Origin of the sequence: Rhizorhabdus histidinilytica, from assembly GCF_900167915.1 — a bacterium.
Taxonomy (GTDB): domain Bacteria; phylum Pseudomonadota; class Alphaproteobacteria; order Sphingomonadales; family Sphingomonadaceae; genus Rhizorhabdus; species Rhizorhabdus histidinilytica.
In genome coordinates this window covers 234,144-249,864 of record NZ_FUYM01000007.1, presented here as the reverse complement: position 1 = coordinate 249,864, position 15,721 = coordinate 234,144, and the positions used below count along the sequence as shown (strand labels likewise).

15 protein-coding genes are annotated in these 15,721 nt (G+C 71.7%); 11 read left to right on the top strand and 4 right to left on the bottom strand.

Features of this window, described 5'->3' with window-relative positions:
• Nucleotide 1: 1 nt before the first annotated feature.
• Both B5X82_RS16745 and tsaD read right to left on the bottom strand, forming a co-directional pair.
• Nucleotides 2–997 (bottom strand): NAD(P)H-dependent glycerol-3-phosphate dehydrogenase, encoded by a 996-nt coding sequence (locus B5X82_RS16745; protein ID WP_079649319.1) that lies wholly within the window; start codon nucleotides 995–997, stop codon nucleotides 2–4.
• On the bottom strand, nucleotides 994–2,031 hold the full coding sequence (gene tsaD / locus B5X82_RS16740; protein ID WP_079649318.1) for a tRNA (adenosine(37)-N6)-threonylcarbamoyltransferase complex transferase subunit TsaD: 1,038 nt from the start codon (nucleotides 2,029–2,031) through the stop codon (nucleotides 994–996). Before tsaD ends, B5X82_RS16745 begins: the two co-directional genes overlap by 4 nt.
• A 60-nt stretch (nucleotides 2,032–2,091) precedes the next feature.
• Here tsaD and B5X82_RS16735 point away from each other — a divergent pair, with 60 nt between their 5' ends.
• Genes B5X82_RS16735 through B5X82_RS16715 form a run of 5 tightly spaced genes read left to right on the top strand, consistent with a single transcriptional unit; the run spans nucleotide 2,092 to nucleotide 7,626 of the window.
• Nucleotides 2,092–3,621, top strand: a complete 1,530-nt coding sequence (locus tag B5X82_RS16735; RefSeq protein ID WP_079649317.1) for a hypothetical protein — start codon at nucleotides 2,092–2,094, stop codon at nucleotides 3,619–3,621.
• 54 nt (nucleotides 3,622–3,675) lie between these two features.
• A complete protein-coding gene (locus B5X82_RS16730) occupies nucleotides 3,676–5,058 on the top strand; it encodes an MATE family efflux transporter (RefSeq protein WP_079649316.1) in 1,383 nt (460 codons plus the stop codon).
• 57 nt (nucleotides 5,059–5,115) lie between these two features.
• Nucleotides 5,116–6,042: a hydroxymethylbilane synthase gene (gene hemC, locus B5X82_RS16725; protein WP_079649315.1), complete on the top strand. Its 927-nt coding sequence runs from the start codon at nucleotides 5,116–5,118 to the stop codon at nucleotides 6,040–6,042.
• 44 nt (nucleotides 6,043–6,086) lie between these two features.
• Complete coding sequence (locus B5X82_RS16720) at nucleotides 6,087–6,728, top strand: uroporphyrinogen-III synthase (RefSeq protein WP_235862712.1); 642 nt, start codon at nucleotides 6,087–6,089, stop codon at nucleotides 6,726–6,728.
• A 31-nt stretch (nucleotides 6,729–6,759) separates the two neighbouring features.
• A complete protein-coding gene (locus B5X82_RS16715) occupies nucleotides 6,760–7,626 on the top strand; it encodes a hypothetical protein (protein WP_079649313.1) in 867 nt (288 codons plus the stop codon).
• Nucleotides 7,627–7,746: 120 nt separating this feature from the next.
• On the opposite strand, the gene B5X82_RS16710 is transcribed toward B5X82_RS16715, so the two are convergent.
• A complete protein-coding gene (locus tag B5X82_RS16710; protein WP_079649377.1) occupies nucleotides 7,747–7,917 on the bottom strand; it encodes a DUF1674 domain-containing protein in 171 nt (56 codons plus the stop codon).
• An 84-nt stretch (nucleotides 7,918–8,001) separates the two neighbouring features.
• On the opposite strand from B5X82_RS16710, the gene htpX reads away from it, so the two are divergent.
• From htpX to B5X82_RS16685, 5 genes are all read left to right on the top strand, one after another.
• Nucleotides 8,002–8,955 carry a zinc metalloprotease HtpX gene (gene htpX / locus B5X82_RS16705; protein WP_079649312.1) on the top strand — a complete coding sequence of 318 codons (954 nt, stop codon included), beginning with the start codon at nucleotides 8,002–8,004 and terminating at the stop codon, nucleotides 8,953–8,955.
• Between the two features lie 97 nt (nucleotides 8,956–9,052).
• Nucleotides 9,053–10,321: an RsmB/NOP family class I SAM-dependent RNA methyltransferase gene (locus tag B5X82_RS16700; protein WP_079649311.1), complete on the top strand. Its 1,269-nt coding sequence runs from the start codon at nucleotides 9,053–9,055 to the stop codon at nucleotides 10,319–10,321.
• A gap of 65 nt (nucleotides 10,322–10,386) precedes the next feature.
• On the top strand, nucleotides 10,387–11,049 hold the full coding sequence (gene rpe, locus B5X82_RS16695; RefSeq protein ID WP_079649310.1) for a ribulose-phosphate 3-epimerase: 663 nt from the start codon (nucleotides 10,387–10,389) through the stop codon (nucleotides 11,047–11,049).
• A gap of 10 nt (nucleotides 11,050–11,059) precedes the next feature.
• On the top strand, nucleotides 11,060–12,787 hold the full coding sequence (locus tag B5X82_RS16690; protein ID WP_079649309.1) for a heparinase II/III family protein: 1,728 nt from the start codon (nucleotides 11,060–11,062) through the stop codon (nucleotides 12,785–12,787).
• 81 nt (nucleotides 12,788–12,868) lie between these two features.
• Nucleotides 12,869–13,396, top strand: a complete 528-nt coding sequence (locus B5X82_RS16685) for a glycine cleavage system protein R (protein ID WP_079649308.1) — start codon at nucleotides 12,869–12,871, stop codon at nucleotides 13,394–13,396.
• Nucleotides 13,397–13,617: 221 nt separating this feature from the next.
• Here the strand turns inward: B5X82_RS16685 and B5X82_RS16680 are convergent, their stop codons facing one another.
• Nucleotides 13,618–14,832 (bottom strand): TetR/AcrR family transcriptional regulator, encoded by a 1,215-nt coding sequence (locus B5X82_RS16680; protein WP_176152605.1) that lies wholly within the window; start codon nucleotides 14,830–14,832, stop codon nucleotides 13,618–13,620.
• A gap of 160 nt (nucleotides 14,833–14,992) precedes the next feature.
• On the opposite strand from B5X82_RS16680, the gene B5X82_RS16675 reads away from it, so the two are divergent.
• A complete protein-coding gene (locus tag B5X82_RS16675) occupies nucleotides 14,993–15,721 on the top strand; it encodes a Crp/Fnr family transcriptional regulator (RefSeq protein WP_079649306.1) in 729 nt (242 codons plus the stop codon).

Sequence of the window (15,721 nt, the reverse complement as noted above, 5' to 3'; positions counted from 1 at the left end):
ATTACGCCCCCTCCTGCTTGAGCGGCCGCGCCAGCAGGTCGGCGACCACCGCGTCGACCGTCGCCTCTCCCACGAGCAGCGCGCAGACCGCGTCGACGATCGGCATGTCGACCCCGGCCTCGCGCGCCGCCTCGGCGAGGACCGGGGCGGTTGCGGCACCCTCGGCGACGGTGCGGCGGTCGCGGAGCAGCTCGGCGGCGGGGACGCCCTCGCCCAATCCCTTGCCGAGCGAGAAGTTGCGCGAGCTGATCGACGAGCAGGTGAGGACAAGGTCGCCGAGCCCAGACAGCCCGGCGAGCGTCTCCGCCCGTGCGCCCCGCGCCAGGCCGAAGCGGGTCATCTCCGCGAAACCGCGGCTGATCAGCGCGGCGCGGGCGTTCTGGCCCAGCCCCGCGCCCTCGACCACGCCGCAGGCGATCGCCAGCACATTCTTGACCGCGCCGCCGATCTCGGCCCCGACCACGTCCTGCGACAGATAGGGGCGGAAGCCAGGCCGCCGCAGCCGCTCGGCCAGCGCGAGCCCCACCGCCTCGTCGGCACAGGCGAGCGTTATCGCGGTCGGGCGGCCGGCCGCCACCTCATGCGCGAAGGTCGGGCCCGACAGCACCGCGATCGGCGCGCCAGGGGCCACGTCGGCGGCGACTTCCGACATCAGCCGGCGGGTTCCGGCCTCGATCCCCTTGGCGCACAGCACCAGCGGCACGTCGCGGCGCGGCAGTTGCGCCAGCACCGCGCCGAGGAACTGCGCGGGCACCACCACCACCAGCGCGTCGCAATCCGACAGGTCGGCGAGGTCGCCGGTCGCGCGAATCCGCTCGCTGAGCGGCAGCACGGGCAGGAAGATCGGGTTGCTGTGCCCCTCGTTGATCGCGGCCACCACCTCGGGTTCGCGCGCCCAGAGCAGCACGTCGGAGCCGTCGCTCGCGATCACCTGCGCCATCGCGGTGCCCCAGGCCCCGCCGCCGATCACGCCCAGCCTGTCCAACTTCATCGTCATGCCTTCACTCCGGCGCCGCGCGCCTTTTCCGCAGTGGGATCGAGCGGCCAGCGCGCCCGCGCCGGCACCTCCATGTCGTCGACCAGCCCGGCGCCGAACCGCTCGGCCCCGGCCCAGGCGATCATCGCGCCATTGTCGGTGCACAACCAGAGCGGCGGCGCGGCGAAAGCGAGGCCGTTGCTTTCAGCGAGCGCCGCAAGCGCGGTGCGGATCGCCTGGTTGGCGGCGACGCCGCCGGCCACCACCAGCGCGCTGACGTCCCCGTCGATCGCGACGATCGCGCGGCGGGTACGATCGACCAGGCAGTCGACCACCGCCTGCTGGAAGGAGGCGGCGATGTCCTCGGCCCGGTGGATGCCGGCGTCGCGGGCGCGCAGCACCGCGCTCTTCAATCCGGCGAAGGAGAAATGCGGCTCGCCGCTGCCGACCAGCGGGCGCGGCAGCGGCACCGCCCTGGGATCACCCTTCGCCGCCGCGCGCTCGACCGCCGGGCCGCCGGGAAAGCCGAGACCGAGCAGCTTGGCGGTCTTGTCGAACGCCTCCCCCGCCGCATCGTCGATCGTCGTCGCGAGCCGGCGATAGTCGCCGACGCCCTTCACCAGCAGCAGCTGGCAATGGCCGCCCGAAACGAGCAGCAGCAGATAGGGAAAGGCGAGGTCCCGATCGGCGAGGCGCGGCGACAGCGCATGTCCTTCGAGATGGTTGACCGCGATCAGCGGTTTGCCGGCGGCGTGGGCGAGCGCCTTGCCGGTCATCAGCCCGACCATCACCCCGCCGATCAGGCCGGGCCCTGCGGTCGCGGCGATCGCGTCGACGTCGGCCAGGGTGACGCCGGCGTCGGCGAGCGCAGCCTCGACCAGCGGTACCGCCATTTCGACATGCGCGCGCGCCGCCAGCTCGGGGACGACGCCGCCGAACGGGCGATGCGCCTCCTCCTGCCCGGCGAGGCGGTGCGCCAGCACGCGACCGTCGCTGGTCACCAGCGCCGCGGCGGTCTCGTCGCAGCTTGATTCGATACCGAGGATCAGGGCCATGGCTGCGCATCTAGGGTATCGGCGAGAGAATGTTAACCTCGGCCGTCTAGCGCGGCGATCATGGCCACGATCGCCGCCGCTCCGCCCCGCCCGTCGCCGCGCGCCGCCTGGCTCGCGCGGCGCGTGCCGGCATCGGCGTTGTTCGGCATCGTCGCCGGCTGGCTGGTCCTCGACCTGCTGCTGCTCTGCCGCTTCCTCGGTCTCGCGCAGCCGATCGTCGCAATCGCCTGGGCGGTGCTGAGCGGCGGGCTCGCCTGGCTGCTGTTCCTGCCGCGCCGCCGCGATCGCGATGCCGGCCCGACCGTAGCCACCCTGCTCGGTTCGCTGGCGATCGCCATGCTGTTGCTGTTGCTCGGCGGCGAGGGGCGCCTTTTCTACGCCAATCTCGACTGGCAGGTGCGCGATGCGGTGCTGCGCGACATGACGGTCAATCCCTGGCCGTTCACCTATGCCTCGGGCGACCTGCTGCGCGCGCCGATCGGCATGTACCTCGTCCCCGCGCTCGCCGGAAAGCTCTGGGGACAGGCAGGCGCCGACCTTACCCTGCTCGCGCAGAATAGCCTGCTGTTCGGCCTGCTCCTCGCGATCGGGTCGACCCTGTTCGCGGACCGGCGGCGCCGGCTGATCGCGCTCGCCGTCTTCCTCGCCTTCAGCGGGCTCGACATCGTTGGGCAGCTTATCGCCCGCCATGGCGTCGGCCTCACCCCCACCGCCCATCTCGAAGGATGGGGGCCGACCCAGTTCTCCTCGACGATCACCCTCGCCTTCTGGGTACCGCTGCATGCGATCGCCGGCTGGATCTGCGTGATCGGCGTCCTGCTGTGGCGGACCGGCCGGATCGGGCTCGGTCCGCTGCTGATGCTGCCGCCGCTGGTCGCGCTATGGTCGCCGTTCGGCGCGATGGGGGCGATGCCGTTCATCGTCCATGCCGCGTGGAGCGACCTGCGCGGCGGCCGGATCGCCTGGGCCGACATCGCCCTGCCCGCCTGCGCGACGCTGATCGCGGCACCTGCGCTCGTCTATCTGGCGGCAGCAGGCGACGCCGTCGGCGCGCGCTTCTTCCCGATCCGGCCCGATCGCTACCTGGTCTTCCTGGGGGTCGAGCTGCTTCCGTGGCTGCTGATCGCCTTCAGCGGGCGGCAGGCGCGGTTCGGCGGACCGCTGCTCGCCATCGCCATGGGATCGCTGCTGGCGATGCCGCTGGTCCAGATCGGCTCATGGCTCGACTTCGCGATGCGGGCGTCGATCCCGGCGCTCGCCATCCTCGCCGTCCATCTGGGCGACGGGCTGGGCGGCGGCTGGCCGCTCTCGGCGCGACAACGGGCGGCGCTGCTGGCGCTGCTCGCAATCGGCAGCGTCACCGGCCTGGCCGAGATCGCCCGCGCACTGGCCTATCCGGTCTCGCCGCCGCCGCGCTGCGCCTTCGCGCGCGCCTGGGACGAGACTTTCCGGACCTTGCCCAAGGACAGCTATCTCGCCCCGCTCGACCGGGTGCCCGCGATCATCCGTCCCCGCGCGCCGGTCCGCGCGCTGCCCGACGCGACGACCGACTGCTTCCCGCAGGGCTGGCCGACGCCGCCGCTGTTCTGAGCCGTCGTCCGCGCGGGGTGGCTTCCGTCGCGCGCGGCGGCTAAGGACGCCGCCATGGACCACAATATGAATCCCGGCGCGCCCTGGCGGACAGAGGCGCGCGCGCTCCTGTCGCTCGCCCTGCCGCTGGTGATCGGCAATCTCGGCTGGTCGGCGATCGCGGCGACCGACCTGCTGCTGCTCGGCCGGCTCGGCCCCGACGCGGTCGCGGCGGGATCGCTCGCGCTCAACCTCTACCAGGCCTTCCTGGTGTTCGGCATCGGCCTGACCACAGCCGCGTCGCCGCTGATCGCCAGCGAGCGCGGGCGGCGGCTTCATTCGGTCCGCGACATCCGCCGCACCGTCCGCCAGACGATCTGGGCGGCGGCGATCCTCTGCCTGCCCGCCTGGGCGCTGTTGTGGAATGCCGAGCCGATCCTGATCCTGATCGGCCAGGACCCCGAATTGTCGGCGCAGGCGGCGACGCTGATCCATGCGCTGCAATGGGGGCTGCTGCCCTATTTCGTCTTCCTTGTGCTGCGCAACTATGTGTCGGCGCTCGAAAAGCCGATCTGGGGCGTGATCGTCACCCTCGCGACGGTGCCGTTCAACGCGCTGGCGGGCTGGGTGCTGATCTTCGGTCATCTCGGCTTTCCCGCGATGGGGCTGCACGGTGCGGGCATCGCCAGCCTGCTGACCTCGATCTTCATGGGCGCGGGCATGGCGCTGGTCGTCTCGGTGCACCGCCGGTTCCGCCGCTACCACCTGTTCGGCCGCTTCTGGGTGGCCGACTGGAGCCGCCTGCGCACCGTCTGGAGGATCGGCCTGCCGATCGCCTTCACCGTCGGCTTCGAGGTGACGGTGTTCAACGCGGCAGTGTTCCTGATGGGCCTGATCGGCCGCGCCGAGCTGGCCGCCCATGCCGTCGCGATCCAGATCGCCGCTTTGTGCTTCATGGTGCCCATGGGGATCGGCCAGGCCGCCACCGTTCGTGTGGGCTATGCCCATGGCCGGCGCGACCGGGCGGCGATCGGCCGGGCCGGCTGGCTCGCACTCGGCCTCGGCACGGCCTTCGCGGCCGGCACCGCGACGCTGCTGATCACCATCCCGCGCACCCTGATCGGCAGCTTCATCGATCTCGACCTGCCCGCCAACGCACCGGTGATCGGCTATGCCATATCCTTCCTGGCGATCGCCGCGCTGTTCCAGCTCGTCGATGCGACCCAGGCGATCGGCGCCGGCGTGCTGCGCGGATTGCAGGATACGCGCATGCCGATGATCTTCGCCGCAATCGGCTATTGGGTGATCGGTATCGGCACCGGCACGATCCTCGCCTTCCCGATGAAGATGGAGGGCGTCGGCATCTGGCTGGGGCTCGCCACGGGCCTCGGCGTGGTCGCGGTGCTGCTGGTGTGGCGCTGGGCGTGGCGTGAGCGTCTGGGCCTGCTCCCGGCCTGACGCCGCCTGCGCACGGTGCTCCCACCCCGGACGATCACCCTCTATGCAGGCGCCGCTATGACCACTTCGCTTCCCCGTCCTCTCCGTCTCGGCACCCGCGGATCGCCGCTCGCGCTGACCCAGGCCCGCATGGTGATCGCCGCGCTGCGGGCCGCCCATGGCTGGGACGAGGCAGCGGTCGAGATCGTCGCGATCAAGACCAGCGGCGACCGCATCCAGGATCGCGCGCTGGCCGAGGTCGGCGGCAAGGCGCTGTGGACCAAGGAGCTCGACATCGCCCTGGCCGATGGCGCGATAGACTTCGCGGTCCATTCGATGAAGGACGTCGAGACGATCCGCCCGGCCGAGATCGTCATCGCCGCGATGCTGCCCCGCGCCGACGTGCGCGACCGGCTGATCGGCGCCACCTCGCTGGCCGCATTGCCGCAGGGCGCGCGGGTCGGCACTTCCTCGCCGCGCCGATCCGCGCAGGTCCGGCGGGCGCGGCCCGATGTCGGGATCGTGCTGTTCCGCGGCAATGTCGACACGCGCCTGGGCAAGCTCGCGGCAGGCGAGGCAGAGGCGACGCTGCTCGCCGGCGCGGGCCTGATCCGGCTCGGCCGCGACGAGATCGGCCATCCCATCCCGATCGAGGAGATGCTGCCCGCGCCGGCCCAGGCCGCCGTCGGCATCGAGACGCTGGCGGAGCGCAAGGACGTGCGCGCGCTGCTCGGCGCGATCGACGACGCGCCGACCAACGCCTGCGTGTCGGCCGAACGCGCCCTGCTCGCCGCGCTCGGCGCCGATTGCCGCTCGCCGGTGGCCGCGCTCGCTGTCCGTTCGGGCGCGGGGCTGCTGCTGCGGGCCGAGATCATGACCGAGGACGGCAGCGAACATCGCTCGGGCGAGGCGATGCTGATCGAGACCGGCGACGCCGCCGCGCTCGCCCGCCGGCTGCTCGACGGCGCCTCGCCACGCCTCCGCGCGCTGTTCACCGGCGCATGAGCCGCCCGCCCCTCCTGATCCTCCGCCCCGAACCGGGCGCGAGCATGACCGCCAAACGTGCGTTCGGCGAAGGCTGGCGCCCGGTCGTCTCGCCGATCTTCCGGATCGAGCCGATCGCCTGGGGTGCGCCGCCCGCCGGGGATTATGACGCGTTGTTCGTCACCAGCGCCAACGCCGTGCGCCAGGCCGGCAAGGCGATCAGGCCCTATGCCGTGATTCCGGCCTATGCGGTCGGCGACGCGACCGCACGTGCGCTGAAGGCTGCGGGCTTCACCGACATCCGTACCGGGCGCGGCGACGCCGCGACGATGCTGGAGGCCGCCGCCGAGAACGGCGTTACCCGCGCCCTGCACCTCGCCGGCGAGGATCATCGCGACGCCGGGCTCGACACCATCACGATCGACCGGCGGATCGTCTATCGCAGCGCCGCGATCGAGCGGCTCGGCGACAAGGCACTGGCCGCGCTGCGCGAGGGCGGCGGCGCGGTGCTGCTCCATTCGGGGCGGGCGGCCGAGCATTTCGCCCGGCTGTGCGACGGTGCGCGGATTGCGCGGCGCCACGTCCGGATCGCCGCGTTGGCCCCGGCGGTGCTCGACGCGGCCGGCCCCGGCTGGCGCGCCGGGATCGCCGCCGACAAGCCGGACGACGCGGCGCTGCTGGCGGCGGCGGCGCGGCTGTGTCAATAAGATGGGCAGCGCAGGAGTAGAGACGAACCGCATGCCCGATCCCGCCATCGATCCCGTCCCGGCGCCCGGCGATGCCGGCGGCCGTCCGTCCCGCCGGTCCGTCCTGCCGGTGCTGCTGGCGCTGATCGCCGCGCTGCTGGTCGGCATGGGCGCGATGGCCTGGCTGTTCCACCGCTTCGACCAGGTGGCACAGATCGTCAAGCCGACCGTCCCGGTGATCGTCCCGCCCGCGCCCCAGCGGCGCCCCGCGCTGGTCAACATCGCGCCGCCGCCCGCTTCCGACGTCGTCGAGACGATCGTCGACGAGCGGATCGACCGGATCGAGGAGAAGGTCGACGATATCGACGAGCGCACCGCGGCCGCGACGAGCGAGGCGCATCGGGCCGAACGGCTGCTGATCGCCTTCGCCGCGCGCCGGGCGATCGATCGCGGCGCCCCACTCGGCTATCTGGAAGGGGTGCTGCGCGAGCGTTTCGGCCGCACCGAGCCGCAGGCGGTGGCGACCGTGATCAGCGCCGGCCGCCAGCCGGTGACGATCGACCAGCTCCGCAACGGGCTGGATGCACTGGGCCCGCAGCTCTCCTCGGCTTCGAATGATGCGGGCTGGTGGGAATCGGTCCGCCGCGAGCTGGGCGAACTTGTGGTGATCCGCCGCGCCGACGTCGCCTCGACCGCGCCGGTCGACCGCTACGCCCGCGCACGCGACAACCTTGCCGCCGGCCATGTCGACGCCGCGCTGCTCGAGGTCACTCGCCTGCCCAACCGCAGGGTCGCGACCGCCTGGATCGTCTCGGCCCGCCGTTACGTCCAATCCCGCGCCGCGCTCGACCGGATCGAGAGCGCCGCGCTGCTCGACCCGGTTCCGGCACCCGCGCCGATCGGGGCGAAGGCCCCCTGACCCAAGAATCTCCCTCCCCTTCGGGGGAGGGATGTAAGGGTGGAGTCCTGCGGGACGAGCGAGCAAGGTACGCTACCGCTCGCCACCCCCCCCTGCCCCTCCCTTGAAAGGGAGGGGGGATCAGAAATCCACCGCAATGCCCTTGAGCTCCCAATCGCCATAGCGGGTGGGGTCGGGACCGTCGCGGCCGCCGGCCTCGGGGGCGGGCTTCACCTCTTCGGGCTGCGGCACGGGCGGGTTGGGCGACAGGTGCGCCGGGGGTTTCACATGGGGCGGGCGTTTGCCGGACATCGCGATCGTTCCTTTCGCCGCCCGCATGATTGAACCGGGGGCCGTTTCTCCCCACATTGTGCGGGCAAGGAGCAAAGGCAAGAGATGAACATGCTGAAGACGACGATGCTGCTGGCGGCGCTCACCGCGCTGTTCATGGCGCTCGGCTTTACGATCGGCGGAACCGGCGGGGCGATGATCGCGCTCGTCGTCGCGGCGGGCATGAACCTCTTCACCTTCTGGAACGCCGACAGCATCGTCCTCAGGATGCACGGCGCGCGCGAGGTCGATGCGCAGAACTGCCCCGAACTGGTCGGGCTGGTCGCCGGTCTGGCGCGCCGCGCCAACCTGCCGATGCCGCGCGTCTACATCATCGACAGCGAGCATCCCAACGCCTTCGCGACCGGCCGCAATCCCGAGAACGCCGCGGTCGCCGCGACCACCGGCCTGCTCGCCATCCTCGACCGCGACGAGATCGAGGGCGTGATGGCGCACGAGCTGGCGCATGTTCGCAACCGCGACACGCTGATCATGACGATGACCGCGACGATCGCAGGTGCGATCTCGATGCTCGCCAATTTCGGCATGTTCTTCGGCGCAGGCCGCGACCGCGACGGCGGCCAGGTGCTCGCGACCATCCTGGCGGTGTTCGTCGCGCCCTTTGCGGCGATGATCGTCCAGCTCGCGATCAGCCGCGCCCGCGAATATGGCGCCGACCGCGGCGGGGCCGAGATTTCGGGCAAGCCCCGCGCGCTCGCCTCGGCGCTCGCCAAGCTGGCCAGCGGCGCCGCACACATCCCCAACCCGGTGGTCGAACGCAACCCGGCGGCGGCCGCGCTCTACATCGTCCCCGGCATGAAGCGCGGCGGCGACAGCCTGTTCGCCACCCATCCGGCAACCGAGAACCGCATCGCCCATCTCGAGGCGATCGCCAACGAGATGGGCGTGCTGACCCCGTCGCCCAATTTCGCTGCGCTTTCGGAGCGGCGTTCGGGTGGAACCTCGGTGCCCCGCACCCGGCGCCGGTCCAGCGCCCTCGATCCGCACGGGCGGGGTTGATCTCCCCGCTTCCGTTCGGCCCGAGCGAAGTCGAGGGAGAGGTTCCGCGTGACAACATCCCTCGACTTCGCTCGGGACGAACGGTTAGGGGAATCTGGTGACATCTGACTCCACCGGAACCCCCGCCCGCCGCGCCGCCTTGCGGCTGCTCGATGCCGTGCTGCGCCGCGGCCTCCCCCTTGAAGCCGCGATGGACGGCGCCTGCGGCGATCTCGACCGCGCCGACGACCGCGGCTTCGCCCATGCCATCGCCGCCGAGGTGCTGCGCCGCACCGCCGATCTCGACGCGCTGATCGACGGCGCGACCGAACGCCCGCTGCCCGCCGACGCCAAGGCGCGGATGGTGCTGCGCATCGCGCTCGTCCAGGCGCTGGCGCTCGGCACGCCGGGCCATGCCGCTATCACGACGGTGCTGCCGCTGGTCGACGGCGGCCCGCGCAAGCTGGTCCATGCCGTGTTCGGCGCGGTGATGCGCGACGGCGCGGTCCTTCCCGATCCACCCCACCTGCCGCCTGCCGTCGCCGATCGCTGGGCCGCGAGCTGGGGCAAGGACGCCGCCGAAGCCGCGCGCGCGTCGCTCGCCGGCCCGCCGCCGGTCGACCTGACGCTAAAACCCGACACCGACACCGCCGGCTGGGCCGGGCGGCTCGATGGCGAGAGCCTCGCCCCCGGCCATGTCCGCATCGCGGCGGGACGGCGGATCGTCGACCTGCCCGGCTATGACGAGGGTGCCTGGTGGGTACAGGACATCGCCGCAGCGATCCCCGCGCGGCTGCTCGGCACGGGCGAGGGGCGCCGCGCACTCGACCTGTGCGCCGCGCCCGGCGGCAAGACGATGCAGCTCGCCGCCGCCGGCTGGGCGGTGACGGCGGTCGACCTGTCCGAGGCGCGGATGGCGCGGCTCGTCGAGAATCTGGAACGGACCGGCCTGGGCGCCGAGACCCGCATCGCCGATGCGGCGGCCTTTGCCGAGGGCGCACCCTATGACGCGGTGCTGCTCGACGCGCCCTGCTCGGCGACCGGCATCTTCCGTCGCCACCCCGACGTGCTCCACCGCGCCGGCGCGCGCATCGTCGCGGAGGCGGCCGAGCTGCAGGCGCGGCTGATCGACCACGCGGCGGGGCTCGTCGCGCCGGGCGGGCGGCTGGTCTACGCGGTCTGCTCGCTGGAAGCCGACGAGGGCGAGCAGATCGCCAAGGGCTTCGTCGCGCGCCATCCCGACTGGCGGATCGATCCGGTCGCCGCGGACGAGCTGCCGCGGGGCTTCTCCCCCGACAAGGTAGGCCGCGTCCGGGTCCGTCCCGGCACCCTTGCCGATCGCGGCGGCGCCGACGGTTTCTTCATCGCGCGCTTCCGGCGCGGCTGATCTCCCCCGCCCCACGGCAGGCCGACCTTGCCCCTCCATCTTCACCCGGCTAATCGGACTCGATCATGACCAGCCCCGTCCTCATCTCGCCGTCCATCCTCTCCGCCGATTTCGCCAAGCTGGGCGAGGAGGTCCGCGCGATCGACGCGGCCGGGGCCGACTGGATCCACGTCGACGTGATGGACGGCCATTTCGTCCCCAACATCACGATCGGCCCGGCGGTGGTGAAGGCGCTGCGCCCGCACACCACCAAGCCGTTCGACGTCCACCTGATGATCTCCCCGGTCGACGCCTTCCTGGAGGATTTCGCCAATGCCGGGGCGGACATCATCACCGTCCATCCCGAAGCGGGCCCGCACGTCCACCGCACCATCCAGCGCATCAAGGGGCTGGGCAAGAAAGCCGGCGTCTCGCTGAACCCGGCGACACCGGCCAAGATGCTCGACTATATCCTGGAGGACGTCGACCTCGTCCTGGTGATGAGCGTCAACCCCGGCTTCGGCGGACAGAGCTTCATCGAGAGCCAGCTCCGCAAGATCGAGGCGATCCGCAAGATGATCGACAAGACCGGAAAGGACATCCATCTGGAGGTCGACGGCGGCGTCGACGCCAACACCGCGCCGCGCGTGATCGCGGCGGGCGCGACCGCGCTGGTCGCCGGCACCGCGACCTTCCGCGGCGGCCCGTCCCAATACGCCGCCAACATCGCGGGCCTGCGCCAGGCGTGAGCACGGGCGGATGAGCGACACAGGCGGGTCCGGCTTCGACGATCGCGTGGAGCCCGGTCGGCGCCTGATCCGCGTCGAGCACGACCGCAGCCATTCGCTCGCCGAACGCCTCGCCGGCCGCTTCCATGCGCTGGCCTGGCGCACCCCGGTCCACGGCCTGCGGCTCCGCGGCCGCTACCCGCTCAAGCTCTACGACGTGCCGCCCGATCCGATCGAAGGACTCGTCCGGCTCGGCGGCGCGATGCTCGACGGCGAGATATTGTGGCAGGGCGAAAGCGTCGCGATCGAAAGCTACGACTTCCGCCCGCGTGCGATGTCGGCGGCGTTCAGCGACCATCTGCAAAGCTTCGCCTGGCTGCGCGACCTCAACGCCGCGGGACCGCGCCAGCGGGTCGCACCGATCGCCGAGCTGCTGACCGGCCGCTGGCTCGGCGCGTTCGGCAAGCAGATCCACGAGGCCGCCTGGCGCCCCGACCTGTGGGGCCGCCGCATCCTGTTCTGGGGCTGCCACGCGCCGCTGATCATGTCGTCGGACGAGCTGCGCGCGCCGGTGCTCAACGCGCTCGCCCGCGGCGCCAAGCATCTCGACCGCAGCGCCGACAAGGCGGCGCCCGGCCTGCCCCGCGTCGCCGCCTGGGCCGGGGTGATCGCGGCCGGGCTGCTGATCCCGGGCGGCGAACCGCGCCAGCTCCATGGCGAAAAGGGCATGGAACGGGCGCTGGCCGTCGCGCTGCACGGCGACGGCGGCATCGTCAGCCGCTCGCCGGTCGAGCAGATGGACCTGATCGGCCTGCTCGCCATGCTGCGCCGCTATTATGAGATGCGCGGCCAGCGGCTGCCCGCCCCGATCGGCGACGCGATCGCCCGCGCGGTACCGCCGCTGCTGGGGCTGACATTGGGTGACGGGGGCCTGTCGAGCTGGCAAGGTGCCGCCCCGATCGACGGCGGCCGGATCGACGCGATCGTCGCGGCGTCGGGCGGCCGGGCCCGGCCGCTGCGCCAATCGCGCGACTGGGGCTATCAACGGCTGTCGGTCGGCCATAGCCGGCTGGTCGCCGACGCCGCGCCCCCGCCGGTCTCGCGCTTCGCGACCCATGCCTGCGCCTCGACCCTCGCCTTCGAGATGTCGGACGGGCCGTGGCGACTGATCGTAAATTGCGGCGGCGGCCGTGGCGCCAACAACGCGCTGCATCCCGATCTGGCGCAGGCGCTGCGCAGCACCGCCGCCCATTCGACGCTGGTGCTGGCCGACAGCAACTCGACCGCGATCCATGGCGACGGAACGCTCGGCAAGGGCGTGACCGAGGTCGAGATCGAACGGCAGGAGGACATGCACGGCAGCAGCATCGACATGCGCCATGACGGCTATGTGCGCCGCTTCGGCTTCAGCCATCGCCGCCGTATCGTCATCGGCCAGGGCGGGCGCGAGGTGCGCGGGCAGGACATGCTTATCCCCGAGGGACGGCGCGCGCGCGGTGACGGTGCCGACTATGCGATCCGCTTCCACCTGGCGCCCGAGGTCGACGTATCGGCGACCGCCGACGGCAGCGGCGCGCTGCTGCGCATCGCCGGCGGCGCGCTGTGGCGCTTCCGCGTCACCGGCGGCGAGGTCGGGATCGAGGACAGCCTGTGGATCGACTCGCGCGGCCGGCCGCAGGCGACACGCCAGCTCGTCATCGCCGGCACCGCCGCAGCCGAGGGGATCGATGTGAACTGGATGCTCGCCCGGTCCGAATAGACGCGCAGCCGCCGCAGCCGCATTGCGCCCGCCGCGCGGAAAGCGCACCATCGCGCCTGACATCACCACCGGAGAGGCCCCATGAACCAGTCCGTCATCCTCACCGTCGTCGGCAGCGACCGTCCCGGCCTCACCCGTGCGCTGGCCGATGCGGTCTATGCGGTGGGCGGCAACTGGCTCGAAAGCCACCTCGCACGGCTGGGCGGGAAATATGTCGGATCGGTGCTGGTCGAGCTGCCCGGCGACCGCCTCGCCGAGTTGGAGGCCGCGGCGCACGCGATCGACGCGGAGGGCCTGACCGTCGCACTCGTCCCCGCCGCCGCGCCCGTCGGCGATCGCGGCGGCCAGTCGCTCGGCATCGAGATCGTCGGGCAGGATCGGCCGGGCATCGTCCGCGAGGTGACGACCGTGCTCGCCGGGCTCGACGTCAATATCGAGGACTTCACCAGCGAAATCGAAGGCAGCGCCTGGTCGGGCGCCCCGCTGTTCCGCGGCCGGGCCAGGCTGCTCCTCCCCGCCACCGTCACGACCGACCAGGTCCGCGCGGCGCTGGAGGAGATATCGGGCGAGATCATGGTCGATTTCAGCCGGCAGGCCGAAGCGGTCTAGGGCCGACTCCTCAAACCCGCTCCATCATCATCCCGGCGAAGCCGGGATGATGATATTACAGCATGGTGCGGTTTATCTGAACCGCTCGTCCTGAGGAGCCATTGAGCGAAGGCGAAATGGCATCTCGAAGGATAGGAGGATCCTTCGAGATGGGCCTTCGCCAAGGCTCAGTCCCTCCTCAGGATGAGCGGACGCAAGTACGTCATTAAACGCACGATGCTCTAGCACCCGGTCCAGTGGGTGCCCGACAGGATCGCCCCGATATCGTAGGCCAGCTCCTCGCGGAGCCGGTCGAGGTCGGTACGGCGGCCGCCGGTGGCGACGATGCGGATCAGCTTGCCGATGCACAGCGCCTGGAGGATCATCGCCCCGGCGGGCGCCGCGCCCTCGGGATCGAGCTGGCGCAGGATCCGAAGCCAGGCGCGGTTCTGGTCCTCGATATGGGCGCGGACGATCGGCCGGAAGGCGGGATGGCGCGCCGCCTCCAGCCGGATCGCCAGGTCGGCGAGGCCGAGCAGGCCGAAGTCGGATGCCTCTCGGCGCAGGATCGCGGCGGTATGGCGGACGAGCTGTTCCTCGGCGAGCGCGGCGCGGTCGAGCCCCGCCAGCCCCTCGCGATAGCGCGCCTTGGTGCGCTCGAACAATTCGACCTGCACTTCGCCGATCAGCCCTTCGATCGTCGGGAAATGATAGGTCGGCGCCGCCCGCGTCAGGCCGGCGCGGTCGGCGACGGCGCGATAGGTGATGCCACCGGGGCCTTCTGCCGCCATGATGTCGATCGCGGCGTCGAGGACGCGCCGCCGGGTCTCGGCGGCCTTGCGTCCCTTGCGCGCAGCGATCCGCGCCGGCACGGGCGCATCGGCGGCGTCCGGCCGCTCGCGTAGCCCCGCGAAGGGCAGCGCTGTCGCCTCCGCCTCCTCGAGCGCGAGCGGCAGGATCACGAAGAACAGTCCGATGCACAGATCGAGTCCCGATCGCGCCACCCGCTCCCCGTCCGCGACGCCGAGCAGCGCGGCGATGTCGAGCCACAGGTCGTGGACCCGATCGAACCAGGAACGCGCCAGCCGGCGAGTGGCGTCGCGCCGGGCGGCGTCGAGCATGATCTCGCACCAGGCGAGCGTGTCGAAGCGGTGCCCGCCCGCGACATTGGCGAGGATGCGCAGGAAGAAGGCGTGGAAATCGACCGCGGGTCCCGCCTGGCGGCGCTCGGCGAAGCGCGCGAGCGACCCCGCATAATGGTGGAGGAGCTGACTCGACGCCTCGGCGACGATGTCGTTCTTGGTCTCGAAATAATAGGTCGTCGCCGCCAGCGACACGCCGGCCCGGTCGGCCACCATCTTGTGCGTGACCGCCGCCAGCCCCTGCTCGCCGATCACCGCGATCGCGGCGTCGGCGATCTCCTGCTGCCGCAACGCCGACCGCTTCTGCCGGGTCACGCGCAAGCCGGCGGCGGGGGATGGATGCGACGGACGAATGACGGCTTCTCCTGGAACGGCGCCAGCTCTCCATGCACAAGGACAGCGCGCTTGGGAACATTGCGTATGTCGGTCCGCCCGCGCCCCCGCCATCATCGGCCAAGGAAAGCGAGGCGGGACGATGTACAGGGATGCGCATGTCGGGGAAACGGCGGTCGGAGGGGCGGCGCTCGCCCTGCCCGCCTCCTGCGCCGCCTGCCCGGTGCGGGATTCGGCGATCTGCTGCGTGCTCGACCGGAGCGGGCTCGCCGCGCTCAGCCGGTTCGGCCGCCGCATCACCCTCCCCGCCGGCCAGACCCTGCTGTGGGAGGGCGAGGAGGCGATCACCGTCGGCAACCTGCTGTCCGGCATGCTCAAGCTGTCGACGCTCACCGGCGATGGGCGCGAGCAGATCGTCGGCATCGTCCATCCGTCCGACTTCATCGGCCGCCCCTTCGGCAGGAACAGCCCGCATAGCGTGACCGCGCTGACCGACGCCACGCTGTGCGTGTTCGGCCGAACCGCCTTCGACCGTTTCGCACAAGAACATGCCGCGATCGGCCAGGCGCTGCTCGAACGGACGCTGATCGAGCTCGACCGTGCCCGCCATTGGATGCTGCTGCTCGGCCGCAAATCGGCCTGCGAGCGGGTCGCGAGCCTGATCGTCGAGATCGCCGACCGGGCGGACGGGGGGCCGACGATCGACCTGCCGCTGTCGCGCCAGCAGATGGGCGACATATTGGGCCTGACGATCGAAACGGTCAGCCGTTCGCTGACCCGGCTCAAACGCGCGGGCGTCATCGCACTTCCCAGCCTGCGCCGGATCGCGATCCGTAAGCCGGACGAGCTTCGCGCCATCGCCGAGGGCTGA

Excerpts from the sequence above, each read along its gene's own strand:
- B5X82_RS16745 (WP_079649319.1), bottom strand. The coding sequence starts at position 997 with ATGACGATGAAGTTGGACAGGCTGGGCGTGATCGGCGGCGGGGCCTGG.
- tsaD (WP_079649318.1), bottom strand. The coding sequence starts at position 2,031 with ATGGCCCTGATCCTCGGTATCGAATCAAGCTGCGACGAGACCGCCGCG.
- B5X82_RS16735 (WP_079649317.1), top strand. The coding sequence starts at position 2,092 with ATGGCCACGATCGCCGCCGCTCCGCCCCGCCCGTCGCCGCGCGCCGCC.
- B5X82_RS16730 (WP_079649316.1), top strand. The coding sequence starts at position 3,676 with ATGGACCACAATATGAATCCCGGCGCGCCCTGGCGGACAGAGGCGCGC.
- hemC (WP_079649315.1), top strand. The coding sequence starts at position 5,116 with ATGACCACTTCGCTTCCCCGTCCTCTCCGTCTCGGCACCCGCGGATCG.
- B5X82_RS16720 (WP_235862712.1), top strand. The coding sequence starts at position 6,087 with ATGACCGCCAAACGTGCGTTCGGCGAAGGCTGGCGCCCGGTCGTCTCG.
- B5X82_RS16715 (WP_079649313.1), top strand. The coding sequence starts at position 6,760 with ATGCCCGATCCCGCCATCGATCCCGTCCCGGCGCCCGGCGATGCCGGC.
- B5X82_RS16710 (WP_079649377.1), bottom strand. The coding sequence starts at position 7,917 with ATGTCCGGCAAACGCCCGCCCCATGTGAAACCCCCGGCGCACCTGTCG.
- htpX (WP_079649312.1), top strand. The coding sequence starts at position 8,002 with ATGAACATGCTGAAGACGACGATGCTGCTGGCGGCGCTCACCGCGCTG.
- rpe (WP_079649310.1), top strand. The coding sequence starts at position 10,387 with ATGACCAGCCCCGTCCTCATCTCGCCGTCCATCCTCTCCGCCGATTTC.
- B5X82_RS16690 (WP_079649309.1), top strand. The coding sequence starts at position 11,060 with ATGAGCGACACAGGCGGGTCCGGCTTCGACGATCGCGTGGAGCCCGGT.
- B5X82_RS16685 (WP_079649308.1), top strand. The coding sequence starts at position 12,869 with ATGAACCAGTCCGTCATCCTCACCGTCGTCGGCAGCGACCGTCCCGGC.
- B5X82_RS16675 (WP_079649306.1), top strand. The coding sequence starts at position 14,993 with ATGTACAGGGATGCGCATGTCGGGGAAACGGCGGTCGGAGGGGCGGCG.